Below are 17264 nucleotides of genomic sequence, written 5' to 3'. Positions count from 1 at the left end.
AGCACGAACGGGCCTACAAAATTTTTTTTGATGTACTCTTGCGGCTTTCCTTGATGATTGGTAGAATCAAAATATCTTCACCCATGAGTAGGGGTGGGATAACGGGTTCCCTTATAAGTATCGAGTAGTGGATAAGACAAGGAGAAGCAGAATGACCCGAGTATCGCGTATGGTTCTCATTGCCCTCATGGTAGCCCTGGTCTCCCCTCTTTGGGCCGCTGATGCCGCTCCGGCGATGAAGGAATGGACGATCGCCGTTTTTTTGAATGCGGACAACAACCTCGACCCGTTTGGTGTTGAAGACCAGCAGGAAATGGCCAAAATCGGCTCCAATGACTGGCTGAATATCGTCACCCTGATCGACCGCGAACGCGGACCGGCCTGCTACAACTACATCGAGAAGGGCAAAATCACCAAGGTCAAGGACATGGGCGAGCTCGACATGGGCGATTACAAGCTCTTCATCGAGTTTGCGAAGTATGTCGTCGCCAACTATCCGGCGAAACGCTATGTCTTCACCCTGTGGAACCACGGGTCGGGCTGGAAGCTCGGCAACCAGAGCCCGATCACCCGCGGCATCTCCTATGACGACTCGAGCAACAACCATATCACCACCAATCAGCTGGCCGTTGCTCTCCGCGAAATCAAGAAGGTCATCGGACATAACGTCGATATCCTGAACTTCGACGCCTGCCTCATGCAGATGGCCGAAGTCGTCTATGCGTGCAAGGACTCCGTCGATTACATCGTCGCCTCCGAAGAGGTCGAACCCGGCAAGGGCACTCCGTATGACGACGTTCTCGCCACCCTCGCGAAGACCTCGACGGCCGAATCGTTCGCCAAGACCTGGACCAACACCTTCGTGAAGTCCTACAGCGGCGGCAGCCAGGGAAACGAGGACTGCACCCAGTCCGCGATCAAGGTCGCGGCGATGACCCCGGTGTTCGACGCCATGAACGGCCTCGCCAAAGCCACAATGAGCGGGAAATACAGCGCCGAGTATAAAGCTGCGCTTCAGAAGGTCCAGTCCTTCTCCTATCCTGAGAATATCGACCTGATCCATCTGGCCGCCCTCCTGAAGGGTGCGATCAAGGACGAAGCGATCAAGACCGCCTGCGACAAGGTCACCGCCGCCTGCAACGCCGCGATCGTCGCGAACGGGAACAATGGCTACTCGATGAAGAATGCGAAGGGCCTCGCGGTGTATCTGCCCTCCGACTTCTCCGCCGAAAACGGGTACACGGCGCTCGACTTCTGCAAGTCCAACCTGTGGGATGACATGATCGCCGACCTTTACAAGAAGAGCAAGGCCGCCGAACTCGTCTCCTCCGTCGAAAACGGCGATCTTTCCGCTCTCCGCGGGTATGTTGCCGGTTCGAAGGATTCCGCCGACGTGAAGAAGTTCGTCGTCCAGGAACTCAACTTCCGCCTCCACAGCGAGGGCGGCCTCGAGGAAAGCCTCAAGTCCGAGGCCTCCGCCCTGGTGCTCGAACTGAACAACTGATATAGAAAACGGTACGGTATAAAAAAACAGGCGTCGGCTCCGGTCGGCGCCTGTCTCTTTGGAAACTGCCTCAGAGAAAAAGCAGGGCCTTGACAGGGTACCTTGCTGCTTCTATAATAAGAGAATCCGGCCCTGAGTATAAGGTGTATAAGTATATAAGTAAGGAGTAAGAGATGAAGCGTGTAATCAGTATCCTGGCCGTCGCCCTTTTTGTGGCTTTTTGTGTTGCCCCCGTCAGCGCAGCGCCCCGCGCCGAGAAGGAATGGACCTGGATGGTCTTCCTGAACGCTGACAATAACCTGGACAGCTTCGGCGTCCAGGACCAGGACGAGATGGCCAAGATCGGTTCGAACGACTGGCTCAACATCGTCAGCCTCATCGATCGCGAGAAGGGGCCCGCCACTCTCAACTACATCGAGAAGGGCAAAGTCACCCCCATCAAGGAAATGGGCGAACTCGACATGGGCGATTACAAGCTTCTCGCCCAGTTCGCCAAGGACATGATCGCCCAGTATCCGGCGAAGCATTATGCGCTGATCGTCTGGAACCACGGCTCCGGCTGGAAGAACAAGCCCGGTGACAACATCATGAAGGGCATCTCCTATGACGATTCGACCGGCAACCACATCACGACCGCCCAGTTGAGCCTCGTCACTGCCGACATCAAGAACGCCCTCGGCCGCAACCTCGACATTTTCGCCTTCGACGCCTGCCTCATGCAGATGGTCGAAGTGGCCTACGCCATGAAGGGCGACATCGATTATCTCGTCGCCTCCGAAGAGACCGAGCCGGGCGCCGGCTATCCCTACGACGGTATCCTCGCCACCCTCAAGAAGGATTCGACCCCGGCCGAGTTCTGCAAAAACTGGGTCGCCGCCTATACCGCCTCCTATAATAACGGCAGCCAGGGTTACAGTGCCTCCACCCAGTCGGCTCTCGATATGAGCAAGTTCGATGCCGCCATCGACGCCATCAACGGCTTCGCCAAGGCCTCGATCGCCGGCTCCTTCGGCCCCCAGTTCAAGGACGCCCTCGCCAAGGTCCAGAAGTTCTACTATCGCACCAACATCGATATGCCTCACCTCGTCGCCCTCCTGAAGACCACCATCAAGGACGAGGCGTTCCTGACCGCCGCGAACAAGCTCGAAGCCGCCCTGAACGACGTCGTCCTTGCGAATGGCACCAACGGCGCCACAATGAAGAACGCCAAGGGCCTGGCCGTGTTCTTCCCGACCAGCTCCTACAGTTTCTCCAAGGATTACCTCGAACTGGCGTATGCCAAGGACACCATGTGGGACGAGATGGTCCAGGATTTCTTCAAGAAGACCACCGCCAAGAAGATCGTTGCTGACATCGAGAACGGCGACATTTCCAGCCTGATGGAGTATGTCCGGACCGCCAACGAGAACAACCGCGAAGTGTCCGCCGACCTGATCGCCAAGCTCAACTTCTCGGTCTTCGCCGAGAAGAACGCTCCGGCTTCCCTGCAGGATCTCGTGAAGAACCTGGTCAGCGAGCTGAAGAGCAAATAAGTTTCACCGACCGTTCGACAACGGCCCCCGGGGAAACCCGGGGGTTTGTTTTTCGACGGAATACGAATAGGTTGAAGGCGTTGTTTGGAAACAGGCGAGACAAGCGAGTATCTGGCCCTGGTATATAATAGCAGTGTATATATTTCTTGAAGGCGGCAAAAAAAGTCGTTTTGTGACGGGCGAACGCCGATAGCTTTCAGCGTTCGCTCTTCGATCCAGCAGCCCAGGCCGATAGTTTTCCTGAAGGCAGGACTCGATATTATAATGTTATATATACGTGTATGGTCGACTGGAGCCGGAAAGCGGTTGTCTCGAGGGACGAAATCATACCAGGAAATTGATGAGTCCAGTATTTTCTCTTGACGGGTTTTTATGCATGTAATAGGATATTTTTATCCTACCCAAAGGAAGCTCGTGAAGATGAACAAAACAGCCCCGAAGCGAACTGGTTCCGTCCCTGCCAAGGCCGTGTCTGCGAAGAAGACCGTCGTGGCGAAAGCGAAGAAGCCGGCTGCGGCCGCTCCGAAGAAGAGCCTGACGAAGGGTGCTCCCGCCCCGAAGAAGGCGGCGCCCGCGAAGGCCCCCGCGAAAAAGCCCGCCGCGAAGGCGATCGCCCCGAAAAAAGCCTCCAGGGGCAAGCTGGCGACGAAGAAGGTCGTCGCGAAAACGGCGGCTTCGAAAAAACTGGCACTCAAGAGCGTCGTCGCCAAAAAGGTGGCCCCGAAGAAGGTGGCCCCGAAGAAAGCCGCCGCGAAGAAGGCCGCCCCGAAGAAGGCTGCCCCGAAGAAGGCCGCCGCGAAAAAATCAAAGTCGGCGGGAAAGAAAGCTGCGAAACGTCCTTCTCCAAAAAAAAAGGAGCCCAAACGAGGGCGACGTGAATTGTCGAACGCGCACGCGATAGCCCGGCGGAAACGGATCATCGACGGCAGCTGGCTCCCGAAGCCGTGGCCGGTCGAGCGAATACGCGGGTTCATGAGCACATGGGGAATGACCCAGGCCGAGTTCGCGATTTTCTGCGGCGTCTCGTACGATACCGTCACCTCCTGGAGCCGCGGCCGCCGCAATCTCGTCCGCGTCGATCATGCGGAACACATCTCGAACGCCGAAAAGGCCGCCGCAAAGCGGAAGCTCCCGGCGCGCGGCGGCGACGAGGCCATTGCCCCCTGGGCCGGGCTCCGAACCTACGTGCGTCGACACTCGCCGGTGAAGCGATTCAAAAATATACCTGTTGATATGTGCGGAACCTTCGATATCCTCGGCGTCGAGATGACGCCTGAAGATATCCGCCTTGCCGAGCCGATCGAGACGCTTACGATCGGCAAGCCGGGGGGCAAACAGGGAGGTATTCCCGTCACGATCATTGCGAACAGGCTCGAGATCACTCTCGAAGGCCGGTGGCGCGAACTGGGCGGCGCGAAACTCCTCGAACTGATCGCTCCCGCAGAAGACCCGTGCTTTTTCGGCGGCCACGCGGGATGCATCACCCCCGGCAAACAGATCCTGCGCATCAATCTCTGGCCCGCCGATAAAAAGATCCCGATGCGCCTGATCGCCGCCAGAAAATAAATATCGTATCATATTCATGCGCCCGCCGGATACGCCGGCGGGCGCTCGCGTTTCAGATGTGTTCCGGCGAGGCATATTTGAAGAACCTGAGTCATCCGAGGTCTCCGGAAATAGTGAATATATATAACATATAATTATATATATAATTCGTTCGACCTGAGTCCGCCAACGGGGGAGAGGCTTTCGAGATTCGACAGGTTCGGCACGAACGGGAACGCTCAATGGTCTTTTGTTGCGCAGAAAACGATGGGAACGCCGGGGTGGGGTTGGTGTTTCTCGCGGAAGTGATGCTAAAATAGATATGAGAGACATCTCGAACGCTGCGGGAGGAAACCATGGAAAGCGCGTTGTTCGTCGTCGGATTCATCCTCATTTTCGTTCTGATGATCGTTATAAGCCTCGTCCAGGCTCGAAAGCGAAAAGAAGCCTGGCAACAGGCGGCTCAGAAAATGAACTTCCAGTTCCTCGAGGCGGACAATTCCGAAGAGCGTTTTGGTCGCTTCAAGATCTTCAACATCGGCCGTAATCGCAGGACATACAACGTCCTGATCGGAAGAAGCGAAAACGACGAGGTGCGGACGCTCGATTACAGTTACCGGACCGGTTCTGGCAAGAATTCCCATACTCACACACAGACGCTGTGTATCATCAAGTCGAAAAACCTGTCGCTGCCGCATTTTTTCATCCGGCGAGAAAATGCGTTCTTCGATTTCCTCGGCAAACTGTTCGGCGGGCAGGATATCAACTTCGACGAAGACCCGACTTTTTCGAAAACGTTCGTGCTGCAGGGTGAATCGGAACAGGCCGTGCGTCAGCTTTTCGATATGCGCATCCGGAACTTGTTCATGCAGTTCGGAGAGGAAAGCATGCAGGTCGAAGCGCGGGGAGACACCATTCTATTCAATCCCGGCAACCTGATCGAACCGGTCAATGCCCCGGCGCTGATCATGAAGGCCATCAACGTCAAAAAAGCCTTTTGCCCGGAAACGGCCGGCTGATCCCGGCGCGTGCCCGTTGGAACAATATCGTTAGATATGTATGACGGGCCCCGCGATACGCCCGCCCGCGATGAGGCGGTCGCCGTCGAACAAGACGCCGGACTGGCCGGGCGTGATCGAGCGGGCGGTTTCAACCAGTTCGATCAGGATCGATCCGGTGTCGCAAACGCTGACGATGCGGGCCGGCAAGGCTTTTGCCCGGTGACGGATCTGGACCGAAACGGCCGTGCCCGGAACGAGCGGTGACGTCGCCAGGAGGTTCACGCGTTCGATGCGCAGCATGCGCCCCTCGATGTCGGGGCCTTCGCCCGCAACGACGGTGCGGGTCGTCGGATCGATCGCGACGACGAAAAGACGCCGGCCGTGGCCGCCGCCGAGCCCCTTGCGCTGACCGATCGTGAAGCTGAGATACCCGTCGTGCGTTCCGAGCCGCTTCCCGGCGGTGTCGACGATGGGGCCAGGCCGAAATCCGGGGTGGTCGGCCGGAAGACGCTCGCGCAGGAACGCGACGTAGTCGCCTTCCGGGACGAAGCAGATTTCCTGGGACTCCGGCTTTTCCGCGTTCGACAGACCGAAACGTCTGGCAAGTTCGCGCACCTGGGGCTTGGTCATGCCTCCGAGCGGGAGGCGGAGATGGGGAAGCACGCGGGCGGGGATTTCCCAGAGAAAGTAGGCCTGGTCTTTCGCCGTGTCGGCGCCGCGGAACAAGCCGACGCCGCCTTCGGGGACCGGCCTGACCTGCGCGTAATGTCCCGTCGCGACGGCGGTGCAGCCGAGCGTGCGGGCTTTTTCGAGCAGCCAGGGGATCTTGACCGTCGCGTTGCAGCGCACGCAGGGATTGGGCGTGCGGCCGGCCGCGTATTCCGCCGTGAAATCGTCGATGACGTCGCGCTCGAACGCCGCGGAGACGTCAAATATCGTATGCGGTATACCGAGAAAAGCGGCCGCGGACCGCGCCGCGGCGAGACCTTCCAGCCCGCAGCAGGCCTTTGCGCCGCCGCCCCGCTCGGCATAGCAGAAGGTCTTGAGCGTCGCCGAGAACACCTCGTGGCCCGCTTCCTTCAAGAGCGCCGCCGTGACCGACGAATCGACGCCGCCCGACAGGGCGACCAGCACCCGCTCTTTCGGATCGTTCACGGCGGGCGGTCAGGAGAGAATCTGGCGCCGGTGGAAGACGAGCAGCGCCAGGGCGAAAAATGCGGCGGCCCAGCCGAGGCTTCCGATGAGCGGTTCCCGGATGACGCTGCTCGAGAGCGTCAGCGACTGGTCGAGCACGCCGTAGATCGTCTTCACGTCCGTCAACTCGGAAATATGGCGGGTGAAGCACCAGGGCACCCAGCGTCCGTAGACGGCGTCGAGTTTCGCGATGTAGGGGGCCATCATGACGTAGGTCTGCATGGCCATCAGCAGGATGAGGCTCGAGAACGCCATCAGGATAGGCGTTTCGAAGAAGAGGGCGGTCAGCAGGAAATACGCCACCATCGTCAGGTTCGTCATGAAACTGATCGTGAGGAGGCGCAGGCCGGTGGCGGTGTCGGCGAGGATCGCACCGGATTCGCGGGCGTCCATGATGACCGCGCCGCTGCGGCTCATGTTGTGGGCGACCCAGAGGTCGAGCTGCAGGAACAGGCCGCCAAGCGCGACGGCGATGAGCAGGAACACCATGACGGCGGCGCCCTTGGCGAGGAGCACCTGCCAGCGGGCGACGGGCGTCAGCAGCAGCGTTTTCAGATGACCGCGGCCGGCCTCGCCCGAGACGATGTCGCCGACGACGAGGGCGAGGAAGAACGGCGAGATCCAGGCGAACAGTTTCATGTGTGCGGTGAAGAGGCCCTGCACCAACTCGACGAGCACCGAATACTCGATGCTGCCGAGGCCGAAGCTGCGCATCTTCAGATACGCGAGCATGGCGCCGATGCTGGCGATGATCGGCACGACGTTCAGCGCGAGCAGGAATAGGAACGCCTTTTTCCGGGAGAGCACCTTCTTCAGTTCGAAGCCGAACAGGACGAGCATGCGTCGCATCATGACCGGTCTGCTCCCGGTTCGGAATCGGTGAGCGCGAGAAACGTCTCTTCAAGCGAGGCTTCGCGTGGGATCAGCGCCGAGACGGCGATGCCGGCTTCGACCAGCGCGCGGTTGATCTCGTGGGACGTGCCGTGTGCGATGTTGATCTCGAGCCCGCGCGGCGCGCTTTGCACGCCGAAAACATGGGAAACGGCCTTCAGAAGATCGGCGGCTTTGGCGGCTTCTTGAGGCGGAAGACGCAGTTCCCAGGTCTCGTGGCCGTCGTTCAGCAGCTCTCCCACGAAACCCTGGCGGATCATCTTCCCGTGGTCGACGATGACGACGTAGTCGCAGAGCCGCTGCACCTCGTCGAGGAGATGGGACGAGAGGAAGATCGTCGTTCCCTCGCGGTCGTGTATATTTCTTATTATGTCTCGAATTTGGGCGCGGCCCTGGGGATCCATGCCGTTGGTCGGCTCGTCGAGCAGGAGCAGGGCGGGGTGGTGGAGGATCGCGCCTGCGACGCCCAGCCGCTGCTTCATGCCGGTCGAGTAGATGCCGAACGGCTTGTGGGCAGCATCCGAGAGACCGACGAGTTCGAGTGTCTCGTCGACGCGCTGCTTCGCGAGCGGCGCGGCCAGCGAGCCGAACCACCAGAGGTTTTCGAAGCCGGTGAACTGCTCGATGAACGAGGGCTTCTCGACGAGGGAGCCCGTTTTCTCGAGGGTTTCGGCGCGGCCCGACGGCATCGGGGTGCCGAGAAGCTCCATCTCGCCGTCGTCGGGCCTGGCGAGGCCGAGCAGCATGCGGAGCGTCGTGGTCTTGCCTGCGCCGTTCGGGCCGAGAAAGCCGCACACCGAGCCGGTCGGCACGGAAAACGCCATCTCGTCGACGGCCTTCACGCGACCGAACCGCTTGGAAAGGCCGGCGACGCGGATCGCCGGAGGCTTCTGCGATGGCGCCGCTGACTGTAGCCGCGTCTGTGGCGGGGCACCCGGCTCAGTGGGTGTCATAGAGTTCATGATACAGTTCGTGCGCCAGGACCTTCAGAATGCAGGTCGCCGGGATCGCCAGCAGCATGCCGATGAACCCGAACACGCTGCCGCCGATGACGAGCGCCAGCATCACCGTGAGGGGATGCATGCCGATGCTGCCCTCCATGACCTTCGGCTGGATGACGAAGCCGTCGAGACCCTGGACGACGGCCAGAGCAACGCCCGCCTTGGCCAGCGTCGCGGCGGTCGCCCAGGAGGCGCCGGTCGTGGCAAGGGCGACCAGGGTGGCCAGGATGACGGTGACGAGCCCGCCGAGATAGGGGATCAGGTTGCCGGCTCCCGCGATCGGGCCGAGCAGGAAGGCGAACGGCAGGCCCGACAGCCAGAGGCCGAGCGTCATCAGGAGGGCGAAGGCGAACGCGCAGACCAGTTGTCCGCGCAGAAGGGCGTTCAGAAGCTTGTCTATATCACCTGCTAATCTCAGGGTCGAATCGCGGTAGATGGGCGGGACGAGTTTCGTGAACTGCTGCCAGATGAGATCGAGGTCGACGAGCATGTAAAAGGTCAGCAGGGGGATCAGGATCATCCCCATCACGCCGGAGAAGGCCGAGACGAAAATGCCAAACACCTGCTGGAACAGGCTGACGGTGATGTCCTTGGCGGAAACGAACGCTTTCGCGGCCAGCTCCCTGATCTTCTCGGGGTCGACCGAGCCGTTCACCCAGTCGTTGAGCCAGGGAATGGCGGCGTATCTGTCATACAGCCCGCGGAGCGATGCGTGATAATCGCCCGCGATCTGGCGTACGTCGAGCCGGCCGAGCCGCGCCGCCAGTTCATGACCCTCGGCGACGATTGTGAACAGCACGGGGACGATGACCAGGATGCCGATGATAAAGCCAGTGATATACATCAGCAGGACCGCCCATGCGCGCGGGATACGGCGGCTCTCGAGAAGGCGCACGATCGGGTTGAGAATATAGGCCAGCACGAGAGAGAACAGAAAGGGGGCAATGACCGCGGACAGCATGTAGGCAAGCCAGAGAAAGGCGATGCCGCCGCCGATGATCAGGACGTTTTTCGCCCAGGCCGGGAGGTCGCGCAGAAACATGCCTCAGACCGCCTTCCGCATGTCGTAGAACTTGAGCATCAGCTCGATTTCTGTCTTGCTCATCTTCATCTGCCGGGCGATCTGAGGAATCGAGACGCCTTGGTCGCACAGGTCGAGAACCTGGTTGATGATTTCGGTCTGCATGGGGTCGAGATTTGCGAGCGCCGGCCGATCGCGATGTCTGATGCGGGTGATGACCGATGAGGGATCGAGCGTCGGGTTCTCGGGCGCCGGCGGCACCTCAACGTGCGGGATTTCGACGGGCCGGGGAGACTGGTCGGGAACGTCGCCGTCGGAATCCGCTGCGCACCCCGTTGCGGCCGCGACATCGCCCGCCGCGTGGCAGGGCCACGCCGCTGCTGGCCGCTCCTGGATGGCCCGCTCCATCGACATCGAGCACTTCTTGAGAGAGAGGATCTGCTGGAACAGTTCTTCCTGCTCCTGTTCCAGTTTTCGTATATGAGCATCTATCGATTCGATGCGACCGTTCGCTGCATCCAGTTGGTCCTGCACTTCCCGGCGAAGTTTGATTTCGCTGACGGCCGGCGGGGACGCGGAGACCTCGGCCGTGCGGTTCTGGTTCTGGAGACGGCGCTTCATCTCATCGACCTCTTTCATGAGGTCGGTCGCGTACAGGCACTTCTTGTCGGCGACGTTGAGCAGCTCCCGCAGCTCCTGCGTCTTGTTGTCCAGCACCTGCAGGTTGTGTCCCGAGACGAGCTCCATCTGCTCGAGAAGCTGGTTGAACGCCTTCTCCAGCGCCTTCATCTCTTCCTGCATCTTGATGAAACGCCGCTGACCGATGCGTTTGCCGACGAAAAAAGCGATGGCAAGGACGATCGTCACGCAGGTCAGAAGCTGGATTGCTGTCCACATCATTCGGGATTGCTCACAGTGAACTGATTATATTGGCTTGCCGCGCATTCGACAAGTTCGCGTCCCTAGAAACGTGAATCGTACACACGCTTCCGCACAGCACTGATTTATTGCCGGGCGGGGTGGAGCGTGTTAGCATGCCTCGAATGAAAAAAACCGCGAAAAAAATCATCGGGCTCGTTCTCAGCGTCTTATTTCTCTGGCTGGCCCTGCGTAAAGTCGACTGGGAACGGGTGCCTGCGGTACTCTCGGCCGTCGACTGGCGGGTTCTGCCGCTCATGATCGTCTCCGTCACGATCGAGTATCTGCTGAGAACGATCCGATGGCGGTACATTCTTCACCCCCGAACGATTCCGTTCGGCCACCTCTACGGGGGGCTGATCCTCGGCTACATGTTCAACAACCTCTTTCCGGCACGCGCCGGGGAGTTCGTGCGTGCCTGGTATCTCGGCCGCAAAGGGCACGCGTCGTTTTCCGAGGCCTTCGGATCGGTCGTGATGGAACGACTGCTCGACGGCATCTGCGTGGTATCGTTCATCGCGTTCGCGGTCACGAGTTTCCCCGTGAGCACCGCGGTCCGCAGCGGCGGCTACACCGCCGTGGCCTTCTACGGCGCCGTGCTTTTCGTCATCCTGCTTCTCCAGTTTCGGCGGAACTGGATCGACCCGGTGTCGGACCTCCTCCTGTCGCCGTTCCCGACCGCCTGGCGAGACCGGATCTACGGCCTGCGTGACTCGTTCATCGGCGGCCTCTCGCTCGTTCGCCACCCGAAACCCCTGTGGACGGCGATTTTCCTGAGCGTCGTCGCGTGGGCCGCTTCCGTCGGAACGAATTATATAAGCATGCGTATGTTCAACCTTCCGATCGGGCTCGACGGTTCCCTGCTGCTGATCGCCGTGCTGTCGCTCGGTGCGATGATCCCCTCGAGCCCAGGCATGATCGGGATTTACGAATACTGCTGCATCATCGTCCTGACCGACATGCTCGGCCTTCCCAGGGAAGTTGCGGTTGCGTTCGGTCTTGCGACGCATTTTCTGACCTACGCATACGTCATCATCATCGGTCTCGCGATCCTCACCCTCGAAAACCTGCACCTTGCAGACCTCGAAACAGCCGCCGCCTCAGAGGAAACGGAGCCTGCCGACGCCTGACCGGCGTCGAAAGCGGGATTCCCGCCCCCCTGGAGGCGGGGGTATAATGAGAAAATGAATTCGTTTTCCCGGCACATACGTCGTGTGATACGCCAAGCGACACTGACAGGGGACCGAAGAATCCTTTCGGCGGTTCTGCTCGTCATTGCGCTGTGTTCCTGCCCGCCGGTCTTCGGATGGGGCTGCAACGAGGCGCATCCGGCCATCAACGAACTGGCCGGCCGGTTGTTCATCGTCAAAAGTCAGTCCGACGCGTTTGGCGACAAATACCGAAACGCACCGATCGAGCATCGGACCGTGTTCGACGGCATCACCTTCAAAAAGGGCGGTATGAGCGAAAAATCCGCCGACACCGTCACCCTGCGCACGGATTTCCTCGGATGGCTCCAGCGCGGCGGTCACGACGCGGATATCCCGGAAATCGTCATGGGGTTCCGGCATTTTTACGACCCGGTCTATGAACCTCGCTATCTGACGTGGCTGACGAAGCGCCTGAAAAAGCCGAACCGGGAAGACGTGACGAGCAGGGAAGCGTTTTTCGAAGCCTACGAGTATCACGCCGACGACTGGAATCTCAACGAAGAGTGGAACGGGCGGCTTCGGAAGCTCAAACTCCAGCCGAAGCTCATCAAACCGCGCATCGACGGCATCACTTGGGCCCTGACCCACGGCGACAACGATCACTCCTGGATCAACGGCCTGCGCGCCTACAAGGCGGCCATGGAAAACGATCGCGCGCGGTTCGGCGGCCTGACCCGGACGCAACTGTTTGCGAAGGCGTTCCGATGCGTCGGCGAGGCGATGCACATGGTCGGCGACATGACCCAGCCCGCGCATACGCGCGCCGATTCCCATTCGCTGTTCGAGCCTGTCGAACAGGCCGTCGACGGCGCGATGATCCGCCGGGTGATCGGGGAAGGCTGGAAAGACCCCGCCTTCCGGCCGACGAAGAGTTACCCCGTCGTGCCCGGCCTTTCGCCCGAAGAGCTGATGAAGCATGCCGCCGTGTTCACCAATTCCCGCTTTTTCAGTAACGACACGGTCGCCGATTACCAGAAATGGGTGTTTCCCCGCAACAGCAAGCGCCCGTATCCGAACCCCATGCTTTCTGACCTGAAGGAATCCGGTGGCGTCTATTACGGCTGGTTCGAGGATGTCGGTTGGGTGCCGCTCGCGAAGGCGACCGGCTCCTGGTTCTCGGTCGTCCTGTTCAAGGCGAAGAAGGTCAACCTCGAGCGCCCGAAGTGCAACGTGACGGCCGAAATGGCCGAACCGCAGGCGAAGGTGCTCATTCCCATCGCGGTCTACTCGGCATCGGAACTGATCGACAGATTTTTCCCGACGCTCGAGATTTCCGTCGAAGCGAAGCGTAGCGATGGAAATACGTATCGGGTGTCGGGCGCGCTGAAGCACTGCATCGAAAACGACGCCGAATGGCAGAACGTCGGCGAGATCAGGTATACCGGCGATGGATCGATCGTCGTCAACGGCTCCCGGAAGATCACGTGCCAGTTCATCGCCGGCGAGCTGATCGCCCCGTCGATCACCGCCGATGCCGGGGACGAAATTCGCGTGGTCGTCGAAGCCGGCGCCCGCATCATCCGGAGCGAGCCGCTCAGGCTCGACTGAGAAGACCGGATCTCAGCGGGAACGCCGTTTGATCAGGCTCTGCTCGTTTCTCACGACCTCGAGGCCGTGGTTGACGCCCTCGTGGTCCGGATATTTCTCGTGCAGGCTGGTGAAAATATAGTTCGCTTCATCGAACCAGCCCAGCTCGGTGTAAATCCAGCGGTCTTCCCGATTGGCCGCGTCATCGGTGCAGCAGAGAGCCACCCCGAGATCGAACAGAAGCGACGGATCGTCGGGCTTCGCCTCGAGACTCCGCCGGCAGTTCAGGATCTTGTCCAGGTTTGAAACGGCGTCCCGCAGGATCTCGAGCTGCTCGAGGCGTTCGATCGCCAGCGGCTTTCCGCTTTCCCCGCCCGAAACCCTGAATGCTTCCAGCGCTTCCGCGAGATCGCTCGTTCCCGTCGTCATCTGCAGCGCCGCCGTCTCGGACGCGACGAGCTCCTCGAACAGATCGCGCGCGTCGTCGAGCCTGTTGGCTCTGACGTAGCCGAGCAGCAGCGCGCAGCTCGTCAGAAAATCCGCCGCATCCCCCGAGGCTTTCTCCTCGAGATCTTCGATCGGTCTGTTGACCTGGTTCTGAATCTCACTCAGCTTTCTGCCCATCGTAACCGCCTCGGCAAAAGAGTCGTCTCATTCCCCATGAGCGTTGAAAGCATTGTAACATTCTCCCCTAATTCAACTCCATTGCATATCCGGGATGCCCGTCGAAGACATCGTGTGCGCACCTGTCGCAGGGGCGAATCGTGATCCGCCCGGATCGACGGATTATCGGATTCCTGGCGTATGATGACGATATTGCCGGAACTTCGCAAATTTCGTTCTCAGAAATCACCTGTTTAGGGTATTATTCACAACCTCACGCAGCTTGAACTCGGGTGGTTATCGATGTCGCAGAAGGCGAACAGCTCAGGAAAACCCCTGCCGGTGGCGGTTGTCGGGCGAAGCCCGCTCTTTCCCGCCTCGGTTTCCCCGAAGGCGTTCTGGCCCGGCCTGCTGGGCCTGAAGGGGCTGATGTCCGGCTTGTCCGGCGGCCAGTGGCCGTTCAGTGAGATTTTCACGGCCCAGGACCTGAAGGGCCTCAAGTGGTTCGTCATGAAGAGCGGTCTCCTGATGGGACTCCCCGCTGACGGGTTCGAAGTTCCCCCCGATGTTCTCGAAGTCCCTGCCGTTCTGTCTGCGGTTTCCCTGTTTCTGGCAAAGCGGGCCCTCGAAGATGTGAAAAGCTTCGGGAAGGAGACCATTCCTGCCGCCAGGGTTCGCGTCGTCATCGAAACGCGTGGAACGGCCGGTGCCGACGCCGCCGGGAAGGATCTGGCCGGGATATTTGCCCGCCACTACGGGTTCGAAGCCTGCCCGATTGAGCACCCATCTCCGCTCCCGGGCTCCATGGCCTGGGTTGCCGCCGCCGTGAATGAACTGCAGACCGGCCGTGCCGACCTCGTCATCGCCGGCAGCGCCGACGGCGTTCATGCGCTCGGCGCCTGGCTGGATACCCGGAAAGGCTCAGCCGGAACGGGAATCGGTCGATACCGCGAAGGGCTCGGCATGATCGCCCTGCGCCGCCTTACTGATGCCGAGCGCGACGGCGACGATATCTACGGGATCATCACCGGGGTCGACGCCAATTCGATTCATGTTGCGGAACAGGCATCCCCCGCAACATCTCCTCTTGCGACGGAAGCGTACGCAGCCCCGCCGGTGGCGGCATCCGAAAGCGGCGGTGCGGACGAGCCGGCTGGCCGGATCGAGCGGCTGGCCAGGTTTTCCCGACTACAGACGAAAGATATCGTAGAAGATATAACGGGTTCCTGTCTGAACCTTCCCCTCAACACTCTTCCCGAAGACGGTTCGACCGACGCTTCTCTCGACTGGAAGAAGCTGCGCGCGCGCTGGATCGAGCGGACCGGCTCGCACCGGTTTTTCCACGACCTGATCGGAGCCCTGTGCGGGACCTTCATCAGCCGGGTGGTGATCAGAAACCCCGCGGCATTTGCGGCCGTGGCGGACCAGCCCGTCGTTTTCCTGGCCAACCACCAGATCGGCCTCGAGTCGCCGCTGTTCATGGCGGTCGCCTACGGCCTGACCGGCCTGCCGATCCAGGCGGTGGCCAAGCCCGACCACGTCAACGCCTGGTTGGCCTTCCTGCTCGAGTTCGCGAAGGACTCGCTCGGGGACAAACATCCATTTCGATTGGTATATTTCGACCGGCAGAATCCCCAGGGGCTGATCGACGACCTGAAAAAGGAGGGCCGGCGCGACGCATCGCTGCTCGTGCATGTCGAGGGCACCCGGGACCTGACGGCGGACCAGCCCGTGACCCGTATGAGCTCGATCTTCCTGGACATGACCATCGACAAGAACGTCCCCATCGTTCCCGTGCGGTTCGTCGGTGGCCTGCCGGCCCACGCGATCGACGAGCGGCTCGACTTCCCCTACGACAACGGCAAGCAGGATTACCTGATCGGCACGCCGATTCTGCCTGGCGAGCTGAAGAAGCTCCCCTACGGCCAGCGGCCGAAACACGTGATGGACCTGATCAACACCCTCGGCCCGGGCCGTGGTGAAGACGTTCTTCTGCCCCCCAGCCGCGAGTTCGGCGCCAAAACCCGCTTCTTCATCGAAACCTTCGGCTTCCCGAAGATGCAGGCCATGCTGTTCGCAATCCTCCAGTTGATCGACGAACCCTGCGACGAAACCGCCCTCCTGGTGAATGCCGTAAAATCAGGCAAACTCGACCTCGCCAGCCCCCAAATCCCCCCCGTCCTGAAAAAATTCCTCGGCCACGTAAAAACCAAATTCTCCTGACACCACACCGGCACCCCGTTGGAGATCGTCTCACTCCTCGCCGCGATGGGGAAAGGCCGTGTAGACCAGCTCTATACCGGTGCCATCCCCGCCGAAGAACTCCTTGTATCTCTTCATGACTTTTCCTCCTGTTCATTCGATTCGAACCGCTGCCAGGAGATGATGACGACGTCGCTGAGTTTGTTCTCCCGTGAAATCTCCCGCGCCATCTCGACGATGTCGTCGAAGCTGGTCACAGGCTTCTTCCGCATCAGAGACGTGCAGGAGAACCCCCGTTCGGGGGTGTAGTCAGAGGCAGGGTATTCCCAGGGCCTGAGGTTCGACTTCGCATAGGCGAAAGAGACGAAATACAGAATACGGTTCAAGAGAGCGTAATTCATCGTTCGTGCCTCCTTTTTTGCCTCTGCTGATTGATAACCGGCCGTTTCGGCGGAATGAACCGGTGACTACCCGAGAGCTATTCAGGGATTTTCCGGCGGCTTGTCGCCCGGCAGGGTGATCGGCGTGGTGATGATGACGGACGAGTTCAGTTTCTCCGCGTCGAATTCGACGATGAACGGCTTGTCGCCGGGCGGCATGGCAATGATCTTCTCCATCAGGGTCACGGCTGCGTCATGGTCGATTCCGGCGAGCCGTCTCTGCACGTCGGCCGCGTCGGATTTCCGGTTGCCCGCAATGAGGAACAGGGCCCAGTCATACAGAATGTGCGGTGCGTCGGGTTTCAGACGCAGGGCTTCACGAAAAGACGCTTCCGCATCATCCCGGCGGCCGAGACGGGCCAGGGTCAGGGCGATCCGGCAATGCGCGAGGGCCAGGCCGGGGTCGAGCCGGATTACGCTTTCGAGCGCTCTCAGGGCATCCTCGAGATGGCCTGCGTCGCTGGACGTCTGGCCCAGGTTGAACCAGGCGGCCAGGTGCGACGGCGCCAACTCCGTGACGCGGCGGAAGGCCGCCTTGGCATCCAGGACCCGATTGAGACGATACAAGGCGACGCCCATATTATACCAGGCATTATCATTTTTCTCGTCCCGGGAAATGGGGTTCATCCGAATCTTGCGTACTTTTCACGACAACTTGAAAAAGTGGACACGGA

15 protein-coding genes are annotated in these 17264 nt (G+C 60.2%); 7 read left to right on the top strand and 8 right to left on the bottom strand.

Annotation, left to right across the window (positions count from 1 at the left end; genetic code table 11):
• Positions 1 to 151 precede the first annotated feature (151 nt).
• The 4 genes from PLU72_17915 to PLU72_17900 all read left to right on the top strand — a co-directional run bounded on the left by PLU72_17915 (position 152) and on the right by PLU72_17900 (position 5600).
• Positions 152 to 1504 (top strand): clostripain-related cysteine peptidase, encoded by a 1353-nt coding sequence (locus PLU72_17915; protein HOT30058.1) that lies wholly within the window; start codon positions 152 to 154, stop codon positions 1502 to 1504.
• A 173-nt stretch (positions 1505 to 1677) separates the two neighbouring features.
• Positions 1678 to 3036, top strand: coding sequence for a clostripain-related cysteine peptidase (locus PLU72_17910; GenBank protein ID HOT30057.1), 1359 nt, complete (start codon positions 1678 to 1680; stop codon positions 3034 to 3036).
• A 420-nt stretch (positions 3037 to 3456) separates the two neighbouring features.
• The gene (locus PLU72_17905) at positions 3457 to 4602 is read left to right on the top strand and encodes a hypothetical protein (GenBank protein HOT30056.1); all 1146 of its coding nucleotides are present in this window, start codon (positions 3457 to 3459) and stop codon (positions 4600 to 4602) included.
• 335 nt (positions 4603 to 4937) lie between these two features.
• The gene (locus tag PLU72_17900) at positions 4938 to 5600 is read left to right on the top strand and encodes a hypothetical protein (protein HOT30055.1); all 663 of its coding nucleotides are present in this window, start codon (positions 4938 to 4940) and stop codon (positions 5598 to 5600) included.
• A 30-nt stretch (positions 5601 to 5630) separates the two neighbouring features.
• On the opposite strand, the gene mnmA is transcribed toward PLU72_17900, so the two are convergent.
• Genes mnmA through PLU72_17875 form a run of 5 tightly spaced genes read right to left on the bottom strand, consistent with a single transcriptional unit; the run spans position 5631 to position 10589 of the window.
• Positions 5631 to 6737 (bottom strand): tRNA 2-thiouridine(34) synthase MnmA, encoded by a 1107-nt coding sequence (gene mnmA / locus PLU72_17895; GenBank protein ID HOT30054.1) that lies wholly within the window; start codon positions 6735 to 6737, stop codon positions 5631 to 5633.
• 9 nt (positions 6738 to 6746) lie between these two features.
• On the bottom strand, positions 6747 to 7628 hold the full coding sequence (locus tag PLU72_17890) for an ABC transporter permease (GenBank protein ID HOT30053.1): 882 nt from the start codon (positions 7626 to 7628) through the stop codon (positions 6747 to 6749).
• Complete coding sequence (locus PLU72_17885; GenBank protein HOT30052.1) at positions 7625 to 8629, bottom strand: ABC transporter ATP-binding protein; 1005 nt, start codon at positions 8627 to 8629, stop codon at positions 7625 to 7627. The genes PLU72_17890 and PLU72_17885 overlap by 4 nt, the downstream gene beginning before the upstream one ends.
• Positions 8607 to 9710, bottom strand: a complete 1104-nt coding sequence (locus tag PLU72_17880) for an AI-2E family transporter (protein HOT30051.1) — start codon at positions 9708 to 9710, stop codon at positions 8607 to 8609. The genes PLU72_17885 and PLU72_17880 overlap by 23 nt, the downstream gene beginning before the upstream one ends.
• Before the next feature lie 3 nt (positions 9711 to 9713).
• Positions 9714 to 10589 carry a hypothetical protein gene (locus tag PLU72_17875; GenBank protein ID HOT30050.1) on the bottom strand — a complete coding sequence of 292 codons (876 nt, stop codon included), beginning with the start codon at positions 10587 to 10589 and terminating at the stop codon, positions 9714 to 9716.
• Between the two features lie 134 nt (positions 10590 to 10723).
• Here PLU72_17875 and PLU72_17870 point away from each other — a divergent pair, with 134 nt between their 5' ends.
• Positions 10724 to 11737 (top strand): lysylphosphatidylglycerol synthase transmembrane domain-containing protein, encoded by a 1014-nt coding sequence (locus PLU72_17870; protein HOT30049.1) that lies wholly within the window; start codon positions 10724 to 10726, stop codon positions 11735 to 11737.
• An 84-nt stretch (positions 11738 to 11821) separates the two neighbouring features.
• On the top strand, positions 11822 to 13366 hold the full coding sequence (locus PLU72_17865; protein ID HOT30048.1) for a hypothetical protein: 1545 nt from the start codon (positions 11822 to 11824) through the stop codon (positions 13364 to 13366).
• A gap of 12 nt (positions 13367 to 13378) precedes the next feature.
• Here PLU72_17865 and PLU72_17860 read toward each other — a convergent pair whose 3' ends face one another.
• A complete protein-coding gene (locus PLU72_17860; GenBank protein HOT30047.1) occupies positions 13379 to 13969 on the bottom strand; it encodes a hypothetical protein in 591 nt (196 codons plus the stop codon).
• A gap of 282 nt (positions 13970 to 14251) precedes the next feature.
• On the opposite strand from PLU72_17860, the gene PLU72_17855 reads away from it, so the two are divergent.
• Positions 14252 to 16171 (top strand): 1-acyl-sn-glycerol-3-phosphate acyltransferase, encoded by a 1920-nt coding sequence (locus PLU72_17855; protein ID HOT30046.1) that lies wholly within the window; start codon positions 14252 to 14254, stop codon positions 16169 to 16171.
• A gap of 113 nt (positions 16172 to 16284) precedes the next feature.
• On the opposite strand, the gene PLU72_17850 is transcribed toward PLU72_17855, so the two are convergent.
• Together PLU72_17850 and PLU72_17845 are read right to left on the bottom strand one after the other, a co-directional pair.
• Positions 16285 to 16551, bottom strand: a complete 267-nt coding sequence (locus tag PLU72_17850) for a hypothetical protein (GenBank protein ID HOT30045.1) — start codon at positions 16549 to 16551, stop codon at positions 16285 to 16287.
• Positions 16552 to 16632: 81 nt separating this feature from the next.
• Positions 16633 to 17217, bottom strand: coding sequence for a tetratricopeptide repeat protein (locus PLU72_17845; GenBank protein ID HOT30044.1), 585 nt, complete (start codon positions 17215 to 17217; stop codon positions 16633 to 16635).
• Between the last annotated feature and the right edge of the window lie 47 nt (positions 17218 to 17264).

This window comes from Candidatus Ozemobacteraceae bacterium, from assembly GCA_035373905.1.
Taxonomy (GTDB): Bacteria; Muiribacteriota; Ozemobacteria; order Ozemobacterales; family Ozemobacteraceae; genus MWAR01.
This window is presented reverse-complemented; position numbering and strand designations above follow the sequence as displayed.

What these genes read in the sequence shown, in the direction of transcription:
- PLU72_17915 (HOT30058.1), top strand. Translation starts at nt 152, where the DNA reads ATGACCCGAGTATCGCGTATGGTTCTCATTGCCCTCATGGTAGCCCTG.
- PLU72_17910 (HOT30057.1), top strand. Translation starts at nt 1,678, where the DNA reads ATGAAGCGTGTAATCAGTATCCTGGCCGTCGCCCTTTTTGTGGCTTTT.
- PLU72_17905 (HOT30056.1), top strand. Translation starts at nt 3,457, where the DNA reads ATGAACAAAACAGCCCCGAAGCGAACTGGTTCCGTCCCTGCCAAGGCC.
- PLU72_17900 (HOT30055.1), top strand. Translation starts at nt 4,938, where the DNA reads ATGGAAAGCGCGTTGTTCGTCGTCGGATTCATCCTCATTTTCGTTCTG.
- PLU72_17890 (HOT30053.1), bottom strand. Translation starts at nt 7,628, where the DNA reads ATGATGCGACGCATGCTCGTCCTGTTCGGCTTCGAACTGAAGAAGGTG.
- PLU72_17885 (HOT30052.1), bottom strand. Translation starts at nt 8,629, where the DNA reads ATGAACTCTATGACACCCACTGAGCCGGGTGCCCCGCCACAGACGCGG.
- PLU72_17880 (HOT30051.1), bottom strand. Translation starts at nt 9,710, where the DNA reads ATGTTTCTGCGCGACCTCCCGGCCTGGGCGAAAAACGTCCTGATCATC.
- PLU72_17875 (HOT30050.1), bottom strand. Translation starts at nt 10,589, where the DNA reads ATGATGTGGACAGCAATCCAGCTTCTGACCTGCGTGACGATCGTCCTT.
- PLU72_17870 (HOT30049.1), top strand. Translation starts at nt 10,724, where the DNA reads ATGCCTCGAATGAAAAAAACCGCGAAAAAAATCATCGGGCTCGTTCTC.
- PLU72_17860 (HOT30047.1), bottom strand. Translation starts at nt 13,969, where the DNA reads ATGGGCAGAAAGCTGAGTGAGATTCAGAACCAGGTCAACAGACCGATC.
- PLU72_17855 (HOT30046.1), top strand. Translation starts at nt 14,252, where the DNA reads ATGTCGCAGAAGGCGAACAGCTCAGGAAAACCCCTGCCGGTGGCGGTT.
- PLU72_17850 (HOT30045.1), bottom strand. Translation starts at nt 16,551, where the DNA reads ATGAATTACGCTCTCTTGAACCGTATTCTGTATTTCGTCTCTTTCGCC.
- PLU72_17845 (HOT30044.1), bottom strand. Translation starts at nt 17,217, where the DNA reads ATGAACCCCATTTCCCGGGACGAGAAAAATGATAATGCCTGGTATAAT.